The following is a 19839-nucleotide window of genomic DNA, read 5'->3' as shown; positions in this document are numbered from 1 at the left end:
ATTTATTTATTAAAAAATATCTCCAAAACCGCCGCTCGATAATTTATCTTCTTTGGTCATTTTATAATTTGGACTTGAGTATTTTGTTGAGTCTGGAATTGTGTTGTCTCCAGTTTTAATTTCATCAGCCAATGAATCTAATCTTGAGTACAATTCGTCATTATCAACAGAATATTTAGACGTTAAAGCATCAATGTCTATAAGGTTTTCAGATGTTTTGGCAATATCCTGAGCAATTGTTGAAGTTACCACTTCAAGCGCATATTCTAATTCCCAGTCTTTTGTAAACATCATAGCACTTTTGGCACTTTCTGTAGCTTCTTTAGCATTTCTGGCAAATTCATATTCTTTTTGAAGCATGGTAACAGTGGCATCAAAATCAGCAATTTTAATATCGATTGCTGTTCCGGCCAAAGTCAATTTTCTATCCATTTTTCCTAGTACATTCGCACGAACTCCATATTTCTGAATAAAACTTTTACTTTGCTCATATTGAGTAGAAATTCTTTGCGAGTCACTTAACTTTCTGGCCAGTTCACTTTGCAGGGCTACATACTCGTCTGTATCTTTAGCTCCAACTCCATTTTGTTTTACCATTTCATCCATCGCCGATTTTAATCTTTCAGACTGACGTTGTAAACTTAAAACTTGTTCCTGAAATGATTTTGCTTCTTTTTCAGCTTTACTCGCTTCAATTTCCATTTCACCTTTCAATCCTTTCAGCTTCGCTTTTGTATTTTTAAAAACTTCGCGGTTCTTAATCATCTTTTGCTTTTGCTCTTCAAGTTCATTAAACGGATTACTTTGTATCAAAGCTTTATGAAGATTTTTTGTTGCAAAACGAAGTCCTTTCATAATTACGGGAAACATCATTACCAGAAAAACCAGAAAAACTCCTGTTGCAGATAATGCTATTGCCTGACCAAGCATAGTAAATAATGGCGGAATAATATAAGTCCATATTAAATATCCTCCAACTCCTAACAAACCTAATGCTAAAGCTAAAAACAATGACTTTTCGCCTTTTTTAAGCGCGCCAGATTTTAAAGCAATTTCTCCTTTAGACTCATCAAAATGTTTTAAAATTGGTAATGATAAAAGAGTGCTTTTTTCTTGTTCGAATTTGTCCATTATAAGTATTGATTAATTCCTGTTATTACAGTATTGATTGAGTTTAATAGTTTTTGTTTTGCTAAATCGTTGGCTTCCATTTTTAATTGAATTTCTGATAGCTGCTCCATATTTTTTGGATCAACTTTTTGAAGTTCCACTTTTTTAGATTCCAATTCTTTTTGAAGTTCAATGATTTTGGCTTCTAATTCAGAAATACTTTTAGATAGATTGTGTTTTTCTTTGGTAATATTACTATCTAATTCTGCTTTTTTAGTTTTTCCAACAGTATCGTATTTTGCATAAACCTTTTCAATTTCACTAATGTAAAAACCTGATTTTTCTAAAAGAAATTCTTTATTCAAGTCGGCTTTAATTGTTTTCCCCATTGTAAAAGCCATCTGATAACTTTGTGGATTTGTTACACCAACTGCCATAACAGATTTATACAATTCGAAAAAATCAAAACCTTCTACATTTAATGACTCGAAACCTTTGTTGTATACTTCAAAAATTTCGTTCAAAAAAGGATTAGTAACTGCATTACCCGGAAATGAATCTGTAGGTTGAGTTGGAAATTTATTATCAGTATTTGATAAAATTGGCGCTGCCGGTTTTACTGGTTCATCGGCTTTGTTAGGTTCTTCATTAATAAAAAGGCTCTTCCAATTAAAATTTTCTTTTGCCATTGTTTTTTAGATGATCTATTATTTTAATATTTCTTGGTTTCTAAATGTTATACGTACTAAGTGTTAAAAAGTTACTAAATACAAAAAATATAAATGTAAATATTTTTTGCATCTGGTCGTAACATGCTATTAATTAGTAAGTTTATCTTCATCTAAAACTTTTACAAAATGAAACCCTTTTGGTCCATATCCTTGATTATAATAAAAACGATGTGCCGCAAAGTTTCCTGAAAAAGCATCCAGAACAATACTGCTGCAACCTAAACCTACCGCTTTTTGCTCAATATAATCGGTCAACATTTTTCCAATTCCTTTTGATCGAAATTTAGGATTCACAACAAAATTATCAATTTCGAGATATTTCCCTGTCCATAACTTAGTTGCAGACCAGCATCCCGTAATCCCTAAACAAACATCTTCATCAAAAACAGCAATTTGAATATAATTATGAGGAATCATTTGAGAAAGAAATGTTTCATATTTTTCTAAGGAAAGATTTGGATACAAAAAACGCATTGTTTCAATCTGATCTAGCATCTCTTTTATAGTAGTAAGTTCTCGTAATTTCATTTGGAAAAAAAATATAGTATCCAAATGTAATTAAAAGGATTGACTTAGCTAAATTTAATAGTGGTTATTACAAATATAGGTAAAAACCTACTTAATTAATAAAAATAATGTTCGAAACCGCATTTCTTATTTATACAATTAGATTTAAAAATTATCATACACATGTGAAATATATAAATTAAAGCTAAAAATTATGTAACTTTTTTTTAACAGTATTTTCTTAAATTTGTTTCACAGGGATTGAGAAAGCTAAATACAACCCTTATAAAAAAGGAAGCACTGGGACTGATAAAGCTTGTTTGTTCCCATAAAAGACAAAGCACAGGGATTGATTCTGCTGAAATGTAACCCTTAAAAAAAACAGAGCATTGGGACTAATAAAGCTAGTTTGTTCCCATAAAAGACAAAGCACAGGGATTGATTCTGCTGAAATGTAACCCTTAAAAAAACAGAGCATTGGGATTGATAAAGCTAGTTTGTTCCCATGAAAGACAAAGCAACAGAGTGATAAAATCTGTGTCAATAATTTTATAAAATGGTATGGATTCTCAATTTTGGGTAAATTGAGAATCACCATTTTATAAATTTTCTTGTTTATAGACATTCTTAAAAAAGAAAACTTCCAAAAAAAATAGCCGACAATTATTTGTCGGCTATTTTTTTATTTATGGTTGTATTTTTCTTATCCATTCAAAGCTTCAGCTCCACCTACGATCTCTAAGATTTCGTTTGTAATAGCCGCTTGACGCGCTTTGTTGTAAGTTAATTTCAACTGGTTTCTTAATGCTGTTGCGTTATCAGTTGCTTTGTGCATTGCTGTCATACGTGCACCATGCTCAGAAGCAAACGAATCACGAATACCTTTGTACAATTGTGTTTTTAAAGACTTAGGAATTAAAGTCAAAACAATTTCTTCTTTTGAAGGTTCAAAAATATAATCTCCAGCAGAAACTGATGCATCAGATTTAATTGGCGCTAATGGCAAAAATTGTTCAGTTTGAACGATTTGAGTTGCAGCATTTTTAAACTGATTGTAGATTAATTCAATTCTGTCGTATTCTCCAGATAAGAATTTTGCAGTTAAATTATCTGCAATTCCAGCAACATTTTCAAAAGTTAAGTGATCAAAAATGGCATTATGATGACCGTGAACTTTAAAAGTTTTTACCAAAACATCGTTTCCTTTTTTTCCAATAGGAAAAACATCTACTTGTTTTCCGGCATAAAACTCAGCACGGTTTTTTACCTCTTTAATAACATTTGAATTGAATGCACCACATAAACCTCTATTTGAAGTTATGGCAACAAGCAATACTTTTTTTACTTCACGTTGTGTTGTATAATCTCCTCCAACCTCACCTTCAAGTGTAGCCGAAAGGTTTTGCAGCAACTCCGTTAATTTCTCGGCATAAGGGCGCATCGCAGTGATTGCATCTTGTGCTTTCTTAAGCTTTGCAGCAGAAACCATTTTCATCGCAGATGTAATCTGCATCGTTGATGAAACGGAAGTAATTCTATTACGGATTTCCTTTAAATTTGCCATTAATTTTAGGTTTATTGTTTTTTGTTTTTAGTTTATTGTTGAGACGAACTACAAACAATAAACTAAAAACTATAAACTAAATATTAGTTATATTTTGCTGAAATTTCTTTTGCTGCTTTTTCGATAACATCTGTAATGTTGTCATCTAACTTACCAGCTTTCAACGCGTTAAGCGTATCTTTATGTTTACTGTTTAAGTAAGCTAAGAAATCAGCTTCAAATTCTTTTACTTTTTCTACAGGAACGTTTCTTAATAAGTTTTTAGAACCAGCGTAGATAATTGCTACTTGGTTTTCAACTGTATAAGGATCATTTAAACCTTGTTTTAAGATTTCAACGTTTCTTTTTCCTTTTTCGATTACGTTTAAAGTAACTGAATCTAAGTCAGAACCAAATTTAGCGAAAGCTTCTAATTCACGGAATTGAGCCTGGTCTAATTTTAAAGTTCCTGAAACTTTTTTCATTGATTTAATTTGTGCATTACCTCCAACACGAGATACTGAAATACCTACGTTGATCGCAGGACGAACCCCTGAGTTGAACAAATCTCCATCAAGGAAAATCTGACCATCTGTAATAGAGATTACGTTTGTTGGAATATATGCAGAAACGTCTCCAGCCTGAGTTTCGATAATTGGTAATGCAGTTAAAGAACCACCACCTTTTACGATTGGCTTGATAGACTCTGGTAAATCATTCATGCTTTTTGCAATTCCGTCATCAGCAATTACTTTACAAGCACGCTCTAATAAACGAGAGTGTAAGTAGAAAACGTCTCCAGGGTAAGCCTCACGTCCCGGTGGTCTTCTTAATAAAAGAGAAACCTCACGGTAAGCAACTGCTTGTTTAGACAAGTCATCATAAACGATAAGTGCCGGACGACCTGAATCTCTAAAATACTCACCAATAGCAGCACCTGCGAAAGGAGCGTAAACTTGCATTGGAGCTGGATCAGAAGCATTAGCAGCAACGATAACTGTATAAGCCATTGCTCCTTTTTCTTCTAACATTTTAGCGATTCCTGCTACAGTTGAAGCTTTTTGTCCAATTGCAACATATATACAGAATACAGGTTTTCCTGCATCATAAAATTCTTTTTGATTTAAGATTGTATCGATACAAACAGTTGATTTACCTGTTTGACGGTCACCAATTACAAGCTCACGTTGTCCACGACCTACCGGGATCATAGCATCAACTGCTTTTACTCCAGTTTGTAATGGCTCAGTTACTGGCTGACGAAATACAACACCAGGTGCTTTTCTTTCTAATGGCATTTCGTATAAAGTTCCACCAATTGGACCTTTTCCGTCAATTGGGAAACCAAGAGTGTTAACTACACGTCCTACCATTTGTTCACCTACTTTAAGAGAAGCAATACGTTGAGTTCTTTTTGCAGTAGATCCTTCTTTGATTCCTGTAGATGGCCCTAAAAGTACCACACCAACATTGTCTTCTTCAAGGTTCAATACGATACCTTCCATACCGTTATCGAATTCTACTAACTCACCATATTGAACATTAGACAGCCCGTAAACACGAGCAATACCATCTCCAACTTGAAGTACCGTTCCTACTTCCTCTAGCGTAGCACCAGATTCAAAACCTTCTACTTGCTTTCTTAATATTGCTGAAATTTCAGCAGGTTTGATTTCCGCCATCTTAATTTATAATTTAGACACTTTTGTGTTATAAAAACTAATTACTTAACTCTCTTTTTAATACTTGTAATCTGTTTGCAACAGAAGCATTGTATTGATTATCTCCTATTCTCAAAATAAATCCGCCAATAATTGAAGGATCTACTATATTTTCAATTGTAATTTTTTTATCTGATAAAGTTGCAACTTTAGCCAAAACTTTAGCTTCTAATGCTGCATCCATAGGAATTGCTGTTGTAACTTTTGCTGTCTCAACTCCATTACTTTCATCAAATAATTTGTTGTATTCTACTGCTATTGCATCTAGAATTTCAAATCTTTTGTTTTCAAATAATAAATGAAATAAACCTTTTGTTACTCCATTTACATTAGCAAACACTTCTAAAAGAGCACTTTCTTTTACCTCAACTTTAGTTGTTTGGTTTTGAATAAATGCTTTTAATTCTGCGTTTGTTTCAATTGCAGAAGCAATTGATTTCATATCGTTATTTACAGCTTCGGCAACACCTTTAGAGTTTGCTAAGTCCAGAATTGCTTTTGCATAACGAATTGCTGCTCTTGTACTTGCCATAATCTTAGTTTAACTTTACGTCACCTAACATTTTCTCAACTAATTTAGTTTGAGATTCTTTGTTAGATAATTCTTCTTTAAGTAATTTTTCAGCAATGCTTAATGATAAAGTAGAAACTTGTGATTTCAACTCAGCCATAGCAGCATTTTTTTCACTTTCGATTGCAGCTTTTGCCTGCTCGATTAATTTTTGGCTTTGTTCCTGAGCTTCGTTTTTAGAATCAGCAATAATTTGCTCTTTCATTTCACGAGCTTCTTTCAACATAGCATCACGCTCTGCACGAGCTTCTTTTAAAATACGCTCATTATCTGCAGTTAAATTTTCCATTTCTCTGCGAGCAGCTTCTGCAGATGCTAAAGCATTATTAATAGATTCCTCACGGCTTTTTACAGCACCTAATATTGGTTTCCAAGCAAATTTTGCTAAAAGAATAAAGAAAACAATGAAGATAATTGTTGTCCAAAAAATTAAACTTTCCGGTGAAGTTAATTGCATAACATTATATGTTTAAAAATTATTTATCGTTTTTTTAAAAAAACTTCCTGCAGCCAACCGCTGCAGGAAGTTTTAGATTTTAATTATTTTGCGATTAACGCAACAACTACTGCGAAAAGAGCAACCCCTTCGATAAGTGCAGCAGCAATAATCATAGCAGTCTGGATTTTTCCAGCAGCTTCTGGTTGACGAGCAATAGCGTCCATTGCAGAACCACCAATTTTTCCAATACCAAGACCTGCACCAATTACAGCTAATCCAGCTCCGATTCCAGCTAATACCATAATAATAAATTTATATAGTTAATAATTAATAAAACTCTGATTAATGATGATCATGCTCTTCAACAGCCTGACCAATAAATAATGCTGAAAGCAATGTAAATACATATGCCTGTAAAGCAGCAACTAACATTTCTAATACACTCATGAACAATACAAAAGCTCCTGAAACTGGACCAATTGCAACTGTTTTAAATATGAAAATTAAAGAAACTAAACTCAAAATAATAATGTGTCCTGCTGTAATGTTTGCAAACAAACGAATCATCAATGCGAAAGGTTTAGTAAGCATACCGATAAGCTCTACAGGTATCATAATTGGAGCTAACCAAACTGGTACTCCCGGTGTATTGAAGATGTGTCCCCAATAAGATTTGTTTCCGCTTAAAGTAGTAACTACGAAAGTAATGAATGCCATTACAAAAGTAAAATAGATATTTCCTGTTAAGTTAGAACTAAATGGAAAGAATGGAATTAATCCGATAAGGTTGTTAATCCAGATAAAGAAAAATATTGTCAAAAGATACGGCATGTATTTAGCGTATTTTTTTGTTCCAATATTTGGAATTGCAATTTCGTCTCTAACAAAAGTTACAAGCGGTTCTAAGAATCCTGCTAATCCTTTTGGTGCTTTTTCATTTTTCTTATATGATCTTGCTACTGCAAAAAATACTAAGAATAAAATGATCGCTGACATTAACATTGAAAAAACATTCTTTGTTATAGAAAAATCCAAAGGTCTTGCGTCAAAAGCAAATGCTCCATTGTCTCTTTCTTCTTGTGCTATCTCTTCAAATTTATCAGCATAAAAAATTACTTCTTTATATCTAACAAATTTTTGACCGTTAACATCAACAACATGTTCTCCTAAATTATCGTGATGAAATTTCTCTGATGAAAAAATCTCCAATCCGTTTTTAGTCCATAAAATAACTGGAAGGTTAAAAGAAATTGGGTGACCATTCCAGTCAGCAATGTGAAAATCATGAGAGTCTCCAATGTGTGAATTAATCAATTCACTAGCATTAAATTCTTTTTCTATCTCGTGACCAACAGTTTCTCCATGCGCACTTGTTTCTGCATGACTTGCTTCAATTGTCTCAACATTTTTATGTTCAACAGAAACACTATCAACAGAAGTTGAAGCGAAGTTCATCGATGAAGTAAGTGCTAATAAGGTAACTAATAAGTACTGGACTGGTTTATTTGAAATTATCATTATTAAAACTGTATCTAAATTTAGGTTTCAAAAATTTTTTGCAAAGGTACATTTTTAATTTAAAACTGAAAATATATCTACAGAATTTTTATTAATACAACTTTAAATTACGATATTGTTAAAAATGAAGGAATTACCCCTTATTAATGAGTCTAATTGTAAAGTATGTTTCGAAAAGTAAAAACAAAAAGTAGGGAATAAAAAACGAGCTCACATCTATTATAGGATTTGAAACATCCGATTTTATAAATGGAATTAAAAAAACAATGGCAACCATCATCTTAAAAAAACTAAGACCAAGAAATGTAAATCCTGTGTAGGTTGAAAAGTTCTTATTTATATAGGTAAGTACGAGATAAATTAAAAAGGTAGTTACAACATTAAATAAATAGATACTCCAGGCTGAATAGAAAAATGTCATTTTTTCAGATAATGACTGCATTACAAAAAACTGTATTACAAACAATACAATTGAAAAGGGAATGAAATACTTCAGGAAATCTACAGTTCTATTCATTACTTGTTTAAATTTTTAACTTGCCGGATGACATTATATAAAGCTAAAAAAACAGAGAATAGAGAAAGTACAATTGTCCAAAGCGATCCCCCGTCAGAATATTTATCATCTAACCAGACGCCAAAGTAACTAAATATAAAAATAATAACCCCCATTTGAAAAGGAATATTTATGAGGGCTATCCATTTATTGTTTTGTTTTTTATTCGGATCCTTTTCCATCTTTTGCTGTTACTTCTTTGTTATGAGTAAGCATGGTACAGGTTGCCGTAAACTCTGCTCCCGGTTCTATAGAAAGTTTTCCTACGACAACCTCGCCGTGAATTTTTGCAGATGCTTTAATGTTAAGAATTTCAAGCACTTTAATTTTTCCATGAAATTCTCCTTCGATGTCGGCATTGTTACAAATGATTTCTCCTTTAATAACTCCTGTCGCACCTATTACTAATTTTCCCTGCGATGTAAAATTTCCAATCAATTCTCCGTCGAGTCTAAAATCAGCTTTTGAGACAATGTCTCCTACAATAGAAGTTCCTTCAACAATTCGGTTTGTTTTTCCTAAAAGTTCTGTTCCGTTTTTTTTTACTTTGTCAAACATTATATTATGGGTTTTTTGGGGTCAGATAGGCTTCTAGGTTCTTTTTAATTTGAACCACTTTGTAATTATCAGTCGATATAATAATTGACGGATGGGTAATTTTATATTTGTCGTCATCTCTCAAAACTCCTGCCACGTCTCTGGCATAAGCTTCTGATTTTAAACCGTGAATCGCAACAAAACTTTCTGTTCTGTTGTATTTATCGAAAGACGTTGTTAGTCTTTCAAAATTTTCGACTAATAAAAATACTCTAATTGCTTCTTCAATCTTTTTAACCGTTTTGGTATCAGTATTTGAAACTCTGTATATAATTTTCCAGTTTTTATTATCAACTGTTGTAAAGTTAAGTCTCTCTAAAGCCGGAACATTTTTCTCCAAAATTTCTCTCGCGCTTTTTCCTTCTTCACTATTTGGATAATTATCTGCCACGTTTTCTAAACCTTTTTTATAGGCTTCTAATCCGTTTACTTTTCCTAAAGCGTTTGCTTTAAGCAGTTCAAATTTAGAAACAATGTCTTCTCCTGAATATTGATTAATTAGATTATCAATATTATCTAAAACAACATCAAATTTTTCCTCCTCAAATAATTTATACCATTTTTGGTATTCTTTATCAGGCGATGCTATGTCATCTGTATTTGCATTATTTAAAATCTGAGCGTACCTCGAGGTTGAGTAATTTGTTACAATATCCGACTTAATTTCCTGTGCTTTCTGAGGATTTGTAATTTGATATATTTTGTACAAATTATATTTAGCCGGCAGTACTAATTTCTCTTCCGGATTATTTTTTAGCAGTTGTTCCAGTTTGTCGCTTGCCAATTTATATTCTTTGAACTTCTCCTTATATATAAGTCCTAATTGATAGTAAGCAAAATTGCGTTCTTTACCAATACTATCAATAGCGGTTTGTGTTTTAGGAAGCTGTTTTTCATAAAAGGCCGTTGTATATTTTTCAATAACAACTGTATCTTTCAATTTCTCTAAATCGGCTTCTTTTAAACTATCGTTAAGCATAGCCGCATCATTTGCAGATTTTATAGCCGATAATCTCCAGTTTCCGCCAAGAGTTCTATTACCCCACATTTTTTTAAATTGCAGTTTTCCGTATGCAACCGTTGTTGGGTTATAAAAATAAAAAGTGCTCGCCGCATCATTTCCAGTTGGAGGTCTGATTCCGCCATCAAGATCGGCAGGTTTTCCTAATGAATTTGGATTTATAGCCGTAGGTGCATTCGAAGCGTTTGTATTGCGATCGATATTAGCTAATTTTTCTTTTTCCTTTTCTTCCTGAATTCGCTTGGCTTCATCTTTCTTTTTCAGTTCTGCGATGTAGCTTTCAAAATAAATTTTTCTTTCGGCATCCGGCAGTCCGTAGACTTTAATAATACTATCGTTGCGTTTGGCAATTGCTTCGTATTTAATTACGTTATCGAGATTTTTTCTGTTTTTTTCGATATAAGCAAATTCGCGGGTTTTCTGATCTAATTTGGTCAATGTACTGTCATAATATTTGGCAGCCATTGTATAGTCAGTATCTTTAAAATACATATTTCCGATATTTCGATAAGCAGATGCCATTAAATAAGGATCTTTTGATTTTCTGCCTAAAGATTTATTGTAGAATTTTAATGCATTTTCTTTGTCTTTCTTTTTATGATAGAAAACACCCATTTCGTAAAAAAGAACATCATAGTAAGGTCTGTTTTCACGATCTGCAACTAACTTATTATAGGTTTTTAAAAAAATAGTATCGTTGCCGTTTTCATAATCATACATCTGTGCTTTTTTTGCATAAGCGTGCATCATGTATTTTCTGTCGGCTTTACGGTTCATATCGATCACGCCATCATAATAATAAGTAGCGCTGTCTTTATTTCCGGCCTCCTGATACATTTGTCCTAAAATAAATTTGTATCGCGCGCGGTCTTCGTTTATTCTTGAAAATTCCTCAGCAATTCTTAGTTTAGCAACTGCGCTGTCTCTTTCTTCCAGATTCAAAAAAGCTTCTGCCAGCAAGGCATTAGCATCAGAAAATGTCTGTTTATTTAAATCTGTCTTTTTTAATAAAAGGTTGATGTTTTTAACCACAATTGCATCATTTCCTAAACGCATGTTGGTTTTTTCGCGCCAAATTTTTGCCGTGTAAATATTACTGCTGTTTGGATATTTGTAAAGAATATAATTGAACGCATCTAAAGCCGGAATAAAACGCTGATCATAATATCTCGCTTTCCCCAGCATTAAATAAGCTTCGTCAATTTGATAGTTTCTTTCTCGGCCTCCAATATTCATGGAGTGTTTTTGAATTGCTTTTGTTGCCTTGGTTTCGGCTTTTTCAAAATCAGGGTTTTTTGTTTTTTCTCCTTCAGAAAAATTTTCATCAAACTGCATTTTTTCTATCGGAAGAAGTTTCCAGAAATTATCCTGGTTGTTAGCCTGAATGGACAATAGTCCTTTTTCAAGACCAATTCCTCCGTTATACAAAATGTTATATTTTGTACTTAATGCATGCGAATTCCTGTTCACAAAAGTATTATTCTTGGTAGAACACGCTATCAAAAGGGAAAAAACGGTGAGAAAAAAACTATATTTAAAGGTATTCTTTTCCAATATAACTGATTTTAAAGCATTAACTACTAAAAAGCATTTTTAGTATAATGACTTGTAAAAATACGCTTCTTTTTGAAATATCAGATACCTTATACAGCAAAAAATGATTCGAGTTCTTGTAAGGTTTCTTCTGAGGTTTGAATATCTTTTACAATTTCACCTTTATTAAGAGCTACAATTCTGTCGCAAACCTCAACGGTATGCTGTAAATCGTGACTCGAAACCAAAATAGTTACATTTGGATCGTCGGCTAGTTCTTTAATAATTTTCTTTAAACGACTAACTGTTGTTGGATCTAAATTAGCAAAAGGCTCGTCTAAAATTACTACTTCAGGATTGCCAATAAGGGTTGCAATAATTCCCACTTTCTTTTGATTTCCCTTTGATAAATCACGAAGATATTTTTTATTGTTTAAAATTTCTCCATTAAAAAACTCTTCATGTTTGGCTAATAATGCATCGATATCAGCTTTATTTTGATGGCGTAAATCTCCAATAAAATAAAAATATTCTTCGGGCGTCAAGTATCCAATAAGGAAACTTTCATCTAAAAAAGAACCTGTAAAAGATTTCCAGTTTTCACTCGTATTTACCTGAATATCATTGCTTGTTATGTTTCCTGTGGAAGGCTGGATTAAATCTAGAAGCAAACTAAAAAAAGTAGTTTTTCCTGCCCCGTTATTTCCAACCAAACCAAAACTCTGACCTTTTGGAATTTCAAGATTATTAATATTTAAAACTGTAGTAGTATTATATTTTTTTGAAAGTTGATTTACTTGTATCATGGTAATTTTAGATTTTAGATTGTTGATTTCAGATTAATTATCAAATGGGTAAATTTTCTAATTAACTCTTTTGTTTGTAAGCATTTATAGTGCTGTATTTTTCGATTTTATATCTTTTTTCGATTAAAGAAAAAACCTTGTCTTTAAAAATAAAGCCCAAAACTCCTGCTCCGGCAACTAATGCTAAACCGAGATTTTTGCTATTCAAATAAAGCCCAATTCCATAAAGTGCTAACGGCAGTAAAATTTTTGGAAGCGTTAATAACATGGCACTTACATTAAAGGCTTTTTTGTCTCCAAATGCCCCGCCAGCATTACTTAAATCAATTGGCGTTTTGGTAAAAGCGCCGCCTAAAAGAACCAGATGAGAATTTACACCAATATTATAAATCGCTCCAACTACAATTGTTAGATAAATTTCCCATCCAAAAAACAAATAGAAAGAAGCCAGAATTGTAGACAAAAAAGTAGCAATTACAATAAGCCACCATTTTGAAGTGATATATCCGCGATACGGAATATTCTGTGTCATCATTAATTGGTAATAAGAACTGTCCCAGCTTGGCACAAATTGTCCGAAGACAAAAAGAAATCCGCCTGAAACAAATATTCCCGCAAAAATGTGCATCACAGCCGGCTGATGAGAATTTCCAAAAAATAAAAATCCATAGAATAAAAAGAGAAAACTCATAAATATTGTCGTTTTCGATCTTTTATTTCTTTTAATTAATTTGATGTCATTTTTCAGAAAAGTTCCTAAAGTTCCAAATTGATTCAGCCAAGAAAAGTTTTCAGTTTCGGCAACGTCCTGTTTTACCGAAAGTCCTGCATCCAGATATAGATTTTTTTTCAAAAATTTAAAAGTAAAAATATACAAACCGGCTAATACTAAAACGGGAATTAAAAATTGTCCTTTTACAGCATAAAATCCTAGGAAAAAGTTAGTTGTAAAAGTTGTAACATCAAAAAATTTGTAATATTGTGCACCGCCCAAAACCAAAATTAATCCAACAAAAACAACAAATAATTTATCAATATTACTTAAAATTATATTCAAAAAATTATTGATATATATAAAAGAAAGCATTGCCAGATTCCATAAAATTATTCCCGTAATGCTGTATCCTTCTATTGCCAGAACTACAGAAAAAGGAACAAAAAATAACGCGTGAACCCAGTTGAAAAATGACAAAACCGTTTTGCCCAACGAAAAATGAACAATTACGGGTTTCTTAAAAGGTAAAACCAATAACGGCTTTATGTTTAAAACCGGGATCGATTGCAATAGCAAACGAATTACTAAATCAAGAAGAAAGTAATAAATTAAAAACTGGTTTACAGTTACAAATGGTTCCAAATGCATGTCTTTTAAAACATAAAATGCCCCTACTCCCATTGCAGCAAAAACCAATGAAAAGTAAACCATTAAAAATCCTATTAGAATTTTCATAGCCAGATTTTTGCCAAATGATGCCGATCTTGTAAAGGCTTTCCATTCAAGATAAATAAACTTTTTAATCATGGGTAAATTGGTTTTGATTTTTGTAGTAAGAGACCAAATGTAGGAAAACGTTACAAAAAAAGTTAAAAAAAATATTTTAGTAAGTGTCAATTACTTATGGTTTGCTACTTTTGCAAAAAAAATAAACCATGCCTTCATTCTTAAAACTTATAATTAAAGAGGTAAAACGCGAAACTGCCGAGGCTGTTTCGATTCTTTTTAATGTTCCAGAAGAACTTAAACAGGACTATAAATTTATAGCCGGACAATACATAAACTTAAAATTAACTCTTGATAATCAAGAAATTCGTCGTGCCTATTCTATTTGTTCAGGTCCAGACAGCGGCGAATTACGAATTGCTGTTAAAGCCGTAAAAAATGGTCTTTTTTCTCAATTTGCCAACACAAAATTAAAAGCTGGGGATGTTCTTGAAGTAGGCCAGCCGGAAGGAAAATTTACTTTTGAACCAGATGCTGAAAGACAAAAAAACTACGCGGCATTTGCTGCCGGAAGCGGAATAACGCCAGTATTATCTATCATTAAATCGGTATTAAAAAATGAGCCAAAAAGTTCATTTGTTTTAGTTTACGGAAACAGAACTCCAGAGCAGACTATTTTTCATCAGGAATTACACGATTTGCAATTGCAGTATGTAGGCCGTTTCTTTGTGCATTACGTATACAGCCAGGCAAAAGTTGAAAATGCATTATTTGGAAGAATCGAAAAATCGACTGTAAATTTTGTATTGAATAACAAACACAAAGAACTTGAATTTGATAAGTTCTATTTGTGTGGTCCTGAAGAAATGATCAATACGGTTTCTAATGTTTTAAAAGAGAAAAACGTAAAAGAATCTGCCATTAAATTTGAGCTTTTTACATCTTCTACCGAAGAACACGCCATTCAGGGTTCTCAGGAAGGACATACTAAAATTACCGTTTTAGTTGATGATGAAGAAGTTACTTTTGAAATGTCTAAAAAACAAACGATTCTTGACGCTGCTTTAAAACATGGTGTTGATGCTCCATATTCTTGTCAGGGTGGAATTTGCAGCAGCTGTTTAGGACGCGTAACTGCTGGTTCTGCTGAAATGACAAAAAATTCTATATTAACAGATGGCGAAATTGCCGAAGGTTTAATTTTAACTTGTCAGGCACATCCAACTTCAGATACTATTTATGTGGATTACGACGACGTATAATCTGTAAAATTTTCAAAATTAAAAAATTCCAAATTCCAACTTATAATTGGAATTTGGATTTTTTTGTTTAATTGCGTTTCTACTCTTTGTCAAAGTTTAAAACTTTGACAAAGATGTAACTTGGAAATTGAATTTAAAAAATTAAAATTTAATTGAATATGAAATCGGTACGAGAAATTTTTAGAAATAAAGAATATCTTCTGGATGAACCGGAAGTTATGAAGCTCGTTGATTATTGTGAAGAGCTTCAGGATGAAATTGTTGAGCTTAAATTTCAAAAAACCGGCAATAAAGAACTTGCATTGCTCGACATGATCAAAGAAGTTATAAAAGGATGCGAAGCCGTTGAAAAAGAACAAATGGAGCATGAACGTTACGGTTATGATGCACCAAATTATCAGGAAACTATTTCGAATCTAAAAAGTTATATTTATCGTCGCTCCCATGATGAGAAGATTTGGCTGTAATTGAAATAAAGTCAAATTTTTATTAAAATATTGGCGATTTTTTATTATATTAGGGGTGTAATTAAGGTAATCGCAATTTCATAGTCTGGGAATTTGTAGAGCCAAATCAAATTTGTCAAAACATTTAAAACTTTAAATATCATGACAACTCACGTATACCACTTTAATTTATATCTACTTACTATGTTGGTTGTAACTGCTTCACTATGCGTTCTGGCAGTTATTATTAAAATGAAAAACAGAAAAGGTCCTAAGCTTCTCAAAAGAGAAAAATACAATTCAACTGTGACCGAGAAAATGGTAGAAGTAAAAAAGACAGATTCAAATATTTTTAATATCTGGCCTTATGTAAGCAGACTTAAATCGGCTAAAATTTTATCTAGAAAAATTAAAGACCATGATTTAATTTATAAAATTTACAGGGATTCATCTGAAAAATTCGAACATATTCTATTGTCAACAGAAGACGAAAATAACTTCGTCACAATTATAGTAAACAAAAAAAGGAAAAAAACAATAGGATATTCTTTCCTTGATTCTAATGAAAGATACGATTTAGAAAAAAATATCGCATAACGAAAAAAGCTTCTCTTTATGGAGAAGTTTTTTATTTTTATGAAATCTTCTCTACAATTTTAGAAACAACTTCATCAGGAGAAATTGTTCTCATGGCATCTTCATAACCTTCGACAACTTTGTTTCCATAAACCGAAGTTGGCAATTTTGGATATTGATTTCTATCTGAAGTTAATGCATTTTCTAAACTTTGATTAAATGGTAAAAATCCGGCATAAGGATGAGTTGCTCCCCAAAGCGTTACCACTTTTACACCTAGCATTGCTGCAATATGTGCGTTTCCGGAATCCATAGAAAGCATGACATCGAGATTGCTGATTAATTGTAATTCCTGCTGAAACTTAATTTTTCCAGCCATGTTAATTACATTTTCAAAAGACTCTGCAAGCGAGTCCAAGATTTCGATTTCTTTTTTTCCTCCGCCAAAAAGCAAAATTTTATTTTCAGAATTCTCAGCCAGTTTTGCAATTACTTCTTTCATTAAATCTAAAGGATATACTTTAGAATCGTACTGTGCAAAAGGAGCAATTCCAATTAATTTTTGATTTTGATTTTCTATAATTTCCAGAATATCAGAACTTAAAACTGCTTTTTCAGGAAATTCAGGATTCGATAAATCTAACGGAAAACCAAGTTCTTCAAACACTTTTGCGTGTCTTTCGAACATAGTTGGCAGCTGCTTGAAAATCTTATTTTCGGCTCTTGTTAATTCTTTTTTTCCTTCACGGCCTTTATCAACAGTTGCTCTTTTTTTTCCGCTTAAAGCGAAAAGCAAACTCACAACTTTAGATCGTAAAACATTATGAAGATCTGCAAAAGCATTGATTTTAAGTTTTTTTACATCTGAAAATAATCGCAAAAGTCCCGGAAATCCTTTGTGTCTTTCTTTTTCATCAAAAGCAAAAAAATCAAGATTTGGAATTCCGTCAAAAAAAGGTTTGAAAAACGGACGGGAAATAACCGTTAGTTTTACTTCTGGATATTGTTTTACAAAAGCGCGTAAAACAGGAACCGTCATGGCGACATCTCCCATTGCGGATAGTCTCATGACGGCTATATGTTTAATTTTGTTGTTTGACAACTCTGCCAAATTATTTTTTATTTTGATATAAAACCGGGTTCAATTCATCGTCATTGTACATTTTCATTTGTTTGTACACTTTCATGAATTTATCTCCGTTCTCGATATCTGTCAATAATTCTTCAATTGCTGTAGATAAATCTGTTCTCTGCTCTAAAAGAACATTTAATTTTTCCTGACATTTATCTCTGTGTTCCTGAGTAGCTTCTGCACGAGTAGCTTCTTCCTGCATGTGATAAATTTTCAGAGCCAGAATAGACAATCTGTCGAATGCCCAGGCCGGACTTTCAGAATTGATTTTTGCTCCGTCTTTTGCTTTTACATTACTGTATTTTTGCAAAAAGTAACTATCGATATATTCAACCATATCAGTACGTTCCTGGTTTGAAGCGTCGATTCTTCTTTTTAAAGTCAAAGCCGCTGCAGGATCAATTTGCGGATCACGAATAATATCTTCAAAATGCCATTGAACTGTATCAATCCAGTTTTTTAGATATAATAAATGTTCAAATTTATCTTTTGGATATGGATTATTAATTGGCTGATCTACATTATCAAATTGGTGATAATCTTTGATGCTTTGTTCGAAAACCGAATATGCTAATTTTGAAAACATGTCTTTATTTTTTTAGAGAATACAAAGATACTTTTTATACTTTTATGCTGCGAAGAAAAGAAATTATTTTTCGTTTTATATTCATTATCTGTAAATAAATTAAAATTTCATCATGAAAATTCATTATATATCTGAAAAAAACAGTGTTTTAAATCATTTTCTGGGACAAATTAGAAATGTAAATGTGCAGAACGACAGTATGCGTTTTAGACGAAATATTGAACGCATTGGAGAAATTATGGCGTATGAACTGAGCAAAGTTCTGCCTTATAAAAATGTCGATATTCAGACTCCGCTTGGTATTAAAAAAACAACTGAAATTGAAACGGATTTGGTTTTATGCCCGATTTTAAGAGCCGGTTTACCGCTTCATAATGGTTTTTTAAATTATTTTGATCATGCAGAAAACAGCTTTGTTTCAGCTTGCAGATTTCATCCTGATGGTGGTGACGATTTTGAAATTTTAGTAGAATATCAGGCAATTTCAAACTTAAATAATAAAACGGTTTTACTTTTAGATCCAATGCTGGCGACAGGTCAATCTGTTGTTGCAGTTCACAAAAAATTGATTGAAAATGCGGCGCCGACAGAGTTTCATATCGTAGTGGTTATCGCCGCTCCGGAAGGAATTGCACATCTTGAAAAGAACCTTCCTGAAAATTGTCATTTATGGGTTGCTTCTTTAGATGAAAAACTAAATGAGAAAAACTACATTGTTCCGGGTCTTGGAGATGCGGGTGATCTTGCTTACGGAAGTAAATTATAACTGTGAGAAAAAATTAAATAAACTACACAAAATCAATACATAAAATACAATTTCGTTATTTAGTTTTTGCTGCATATATTCGACATGGCTGGCTGCCATTATTGATAATGGAGCAATACTAAACAATAACAAATCGTTGCTTTTATTGGGTGAAATTAAGAAAACAAATACCGCAATAAAAAAGCAGGCTACCACTTTTTTATAAGATGTATGTACAATTTGCGGTCTGTTTGATAAGGTTGTTAACATCGAAAACAGAAAAAATACCACAGCGGCGGCATATATTGAAAGCGCTCCGTTTTCGTAATTATTTTTAAAATAATCTATTCTAAAATCAACTACAGCTCTTTCCTGAAAAAATTTAATGGCATCAATATGAAACATTAAAGAAACCATATAAAAAATTATCGCTACAGCCAAAAATGCAATAAATGGCAAAACCCAGTTTCTATAATCTCTTGAAACGTGAAAAATAATCGAAATAAAAACCAGAACGATAAAGATAATACTCCAAAATTGAAATAAAGAAGCTACAAAAATCCAAAATGAAGCATCAAATATTTTTTCTTTTGAAGACTTTAGGGACTGCAGAGAAATTAACCTTCGAAGAGCCAACAACAAAAAGAAATTAGCATAAACTACATTCGGATTATTAAATATTGTTGGAAAAAATAACAGAAACAATAAATAGAAAAATATCGTGTAACCATTGTCTTTACTGAGTCCGTTTTTCTTGACAATGAAATTTACCATGAAAAAAGAAGCAAAAATAAAACACAATAAACTTACTTTTTGAAATATTGTAAAATAAGAATTTATCCAAGACGTTTCTCGAATTTGAAACATAAAGAAGAAAACCAGTATCAAAATTACAACCAATGAATAATTTAATGGCGTAGATTTTTTAAAAACACTTGTTATCATAAGGATATTTTATACTTTTGTGACTGTAAAGATAATACTTGTTTAAAATGAAA

General features: G+C 32.2%; 21 protein-coding genes. 4 read left to right on the top strand and 17 right to left on the bottom strand.

The features are described from left to right. Positions 1-9 precede the first annotated feature (9 nt). The 14 genes from ABDW27_RS12385 to ABDW27_RS12320 form a co-directional block, all read right to left on the bottom strand. On the bottom strand, positions 10-1131 hold the full coding sequence (locus ABDW27_RS12385) for a hypothetical protein (RefSeq protein ID WP_343696196.1): 1122 nt from the start codon (positions 1129-1131) through the stop codon (positions 10-12). Beyond that, positions 1131-1799 (bottom strand): hypothetical protein, encoded by a 669-nt coding sequence (locus ABDW27_RS12380; protein WP_343696195.1) that lies wholly within the window; start codon positions 1797-1799, stop codon positions 1131-1133. Before ABDW27_RS12380 ends, ABDW27_RS12385 begins: the two co-directional genes overlap by 1 nt. A 129-nt stretch (positions 1800-1928) precedes the next feature. Continuing rightward, positions 1929-2369 carry a GNAT family N-acetyltransferase gene (locus ABDW27_RS12375; protein ID WP_343696194.1) on the bottom strand — a complete coding sequence of 147 codons (441 nt, stop codon included), beginning with the start codon at positions 2367-2369 and terminating at the stop codon, positions 1929-1931. A 682-nt stretch (positions 2370-3051) separates the two neighbouring features. Further along, positions 3052-3912, bottom strand: coding sequence for an ATP synthase F1 subunit gamma (atpG, locus tag ABDW27_RS12370; RefSeq protein WP_343696193.1), 861 nt, complete (start codon positions 3910-3912; stop codon positions 3052-3054). Positions 3913-3995: 83 nt separating this feature from the next. After that, positions 3996-5573 carry a F0F1 ATP synthase subunit alpha gene (gene atpA / locus ABDW27_RS12365; protein ID WP_343696192.1) on the bottom strand — a complete coding sequence of 526 codons (1578 nt, stop codon included), beginning with the start codon at positions 5571-5573 and terminating at the stop codon, positions 3996-3998. 37 nt (positions 5574-5610) lie between these two features. Next, complete coding sequence (atpH, locus tag ABDW27_RS12360; RefSeq protein WP_343696191.1) at positions 5611-6144, bottom strand: ATP synthase F1 subunit delta; 534 nt, start codon at positions 6142-6144, stop codon at positions 5611-5613. A gap of 4 nt (positions 6145-6148) precedes the next feature. Further along, the gene (locus ABDW27_RS12355) at positions 6149-6640 is read right to left on the bottom strand and encodes a F0F1 ATP synthase subunit B (protein ID WP_343696190.1); all 492 of its coding nucleotides are present in this window, start codon (positions 6638-6640) and stop codon (positions 6149-6151) included. An 83-nt stretch (positions 6641-6723) separates the two neighbouring features. Then, positions 6724-6924: an ATP synthase F0 subunit C gene (gene atpE / locus ABDW27_RS12350; RefSeq protein ID WP_031453874.1), complete on the bottom strand. Its 201-nt coding sequence runs from the start codon at positions 6922-6924 to the stop codon at positions 6724-6726. 40 nt (positions 6925-6964) lie between these two features. Continuing rightward, the gene (atpB, locus tag ABDW27_RS12345; protein ID WP_343696189.1) at positions 6965-8140 is read right to left on the bottom strand and encodes a F0F1 ATP synthase subunit A; all 1176 of its coding nucleotides are present in this window, start codon (positions 8138-8140) and stop codon (positions 6965-6967) included. Between the two features lie 516 nt (positions 8141-8656). Further along, positions 8657-8878 (bottom strand): AtpZ/AtpI family protein, encoded by a 222-nt coding sequence (locus ABDW27_RS12340; RefSeq protein ID WP_343696188.1) that lies wholly within the window; start codon positions 8876-8878, stop codon positions 8657-8659. Beyond that, entirely contained in the window at positions 8859-9254 is a 396-nt protein-coding gene (locus ABDW27_RS12335; protein ID WP_343696187.1) for a polymer-forming cytoskeletal protein, read from the bottom strand. Before ABDW27_RS12335 ends, ABDW27_RS12340 begins: the two co-directional genes overlap by 20 nt. Positions 9255-9258: 4 nt before the next feature. Then, positions 9259-11868, bottom strand: coding sequence for a tetratricopeptide repeat protein (locus tag ABDW27_RS12330; RefSeq protein ID WP_343696186.1), 2610 nt, complete (start codon positions 11866-11868; stop codon positions 9259-9261). An 89-nt stretch (positions 11869-11957) separates the two neighbouring features. Next, on the bottom strand, positions 11958-12653 hold the full coding sequence (locus ABDW27_RS12325) for an ABC transporter ATP-binding protein (RefSeq protein ID WP_343696185.1): 696 nt from the start codon (positions 12651-12653) through the stop codon (positions 11958-11960). A 61-nt stretch (positions 12654-12714) separates the two neighbouring features. Further along, positions 12715-14175: a DUF5687 family protein gene (locus ABDW27_RS12320; RefSeq protein ID WP_343696184.1), complete on the bottom strand. Its 1461-nt coding sequence runs from the start codon at positions 14173-14175 to the stop codon at positions 12715-12717. A 128-nt stretch (positions 14176-14303) separates the two neighbouring features. Between ABDW27_RS12320 and ABDW27_RS12315 the strand changes: the two genes are divergently transcribed. The 3 genes from ABDW27_RS12315 to ABDW27_RS12305 all read left to right on the top strand — a co-directional run bounded on the left by ABDW27_RS12315 (position 14304) and on the right by ABDW27_RS12305 (position 16399). Continuing rightward, complete coding sequence (locus ABDW27_RS12315) at positions 14304-15356, top strand: ferredoxin--NADP reductase (protein ID WP_343696183.1); 1053 nt, start codon at positions 14304-14306, stop codon at positions 15354-15356. A 158-nt stretch (positions 15357-15514) separates the two neighbouring features. Continuing rightward, on the top strand, positions 15515-15823 hold the full coding sequence (locus ABDW27_RS12310) for a hypothetical protein (RefSeq protein WP_343696182.1): 309 nt from the start codon (positions 15515-15517) through the stop codon (positions 15821-15823). A 141-nt stretch (positions 15824-15964) separates the two neighbouring features. Next, positions 15965-16399 (top strand): hypothetical protein, encoded by a 435-nt coding sequence (locus ABDW27_RS12305; protein ID WP_343696181.1) that lies wholly within the window; start codon positions 15965-15967, stop codon positions 16397-16399. 37 nt (positions 16400-16436) lie between these two features. Here the strand turns inward: ABDW27_RS12305 and ABDW27_RS12300 are convergent, their stop codons facing one another. Then, complete coding sequence (locus ABDW27_RS12300; protein WP_343696180.1) at positions 16437-17447, bottom strand: glycosyltransferase family 9 protein; 1011 nt, start codon at positions 17445-17447, stop codon at positions 16437-16439. A 43-nt stretch (positions 17448-17490) separates the two neighbouring features. Next, positions 17491-18096 carry a DUF4254 domain-containing protein gene (locus tag ABDW27_RS12295; RefSeq protein WP_343696179.1) on the bottom strand — a complete coding sequence of 202 codons (606 nt, stop codon included), beginning with the start codon at positions 18094-18096 and terminating at the stop codon, positions 17491-17493. 112 nt (positions 18097-18208) lie between these two features. Between ABDW27_RS12295 and upp the strand changes: the two genes are divergently transcribed. Next, complete coding sequence (gene upp / locus ABDW27_RS12290; protein ID WP_343696178.1) at positions 18209-18862, top strand: uracil phosphoribosyltransferase; 654 nt, start codon at positions 18209-18211, stop codon at positions 18860-18862. Here the strand turns inward: upp and ABDW27_RS12285 are convergent. Continuing rightward, positions 18857-19786 (bottom strand): DUF6427 family protein, encoded by a 930-nt coding sequence (locus ABDW27_RS12285; protein WP_343696177.1) that lies wholly within the window; start codon positions 19784-19786, stop codon positions 18857-18859. The genes upp and ABDW27_RS12285 overlap by 6 nt on opposite strands. Positions 19787-19839: the final 53 nt, after the last annotated feature.

It is taken from the genome of Flavobacterium sp., from assembly GCF_039595935.1.
In the GTDB taxonomy this organism is placed as follows: domain Bacteria; phylum Bacteroidota; class Bacteroidia; order Flavobacteriales; family Flavobacteriaceae; genus Flavobacterium.
Note: the sequence above shows the minus strand (reverse complement) of the source record. Positions and strands in the feature narration are given on the sequence as shown.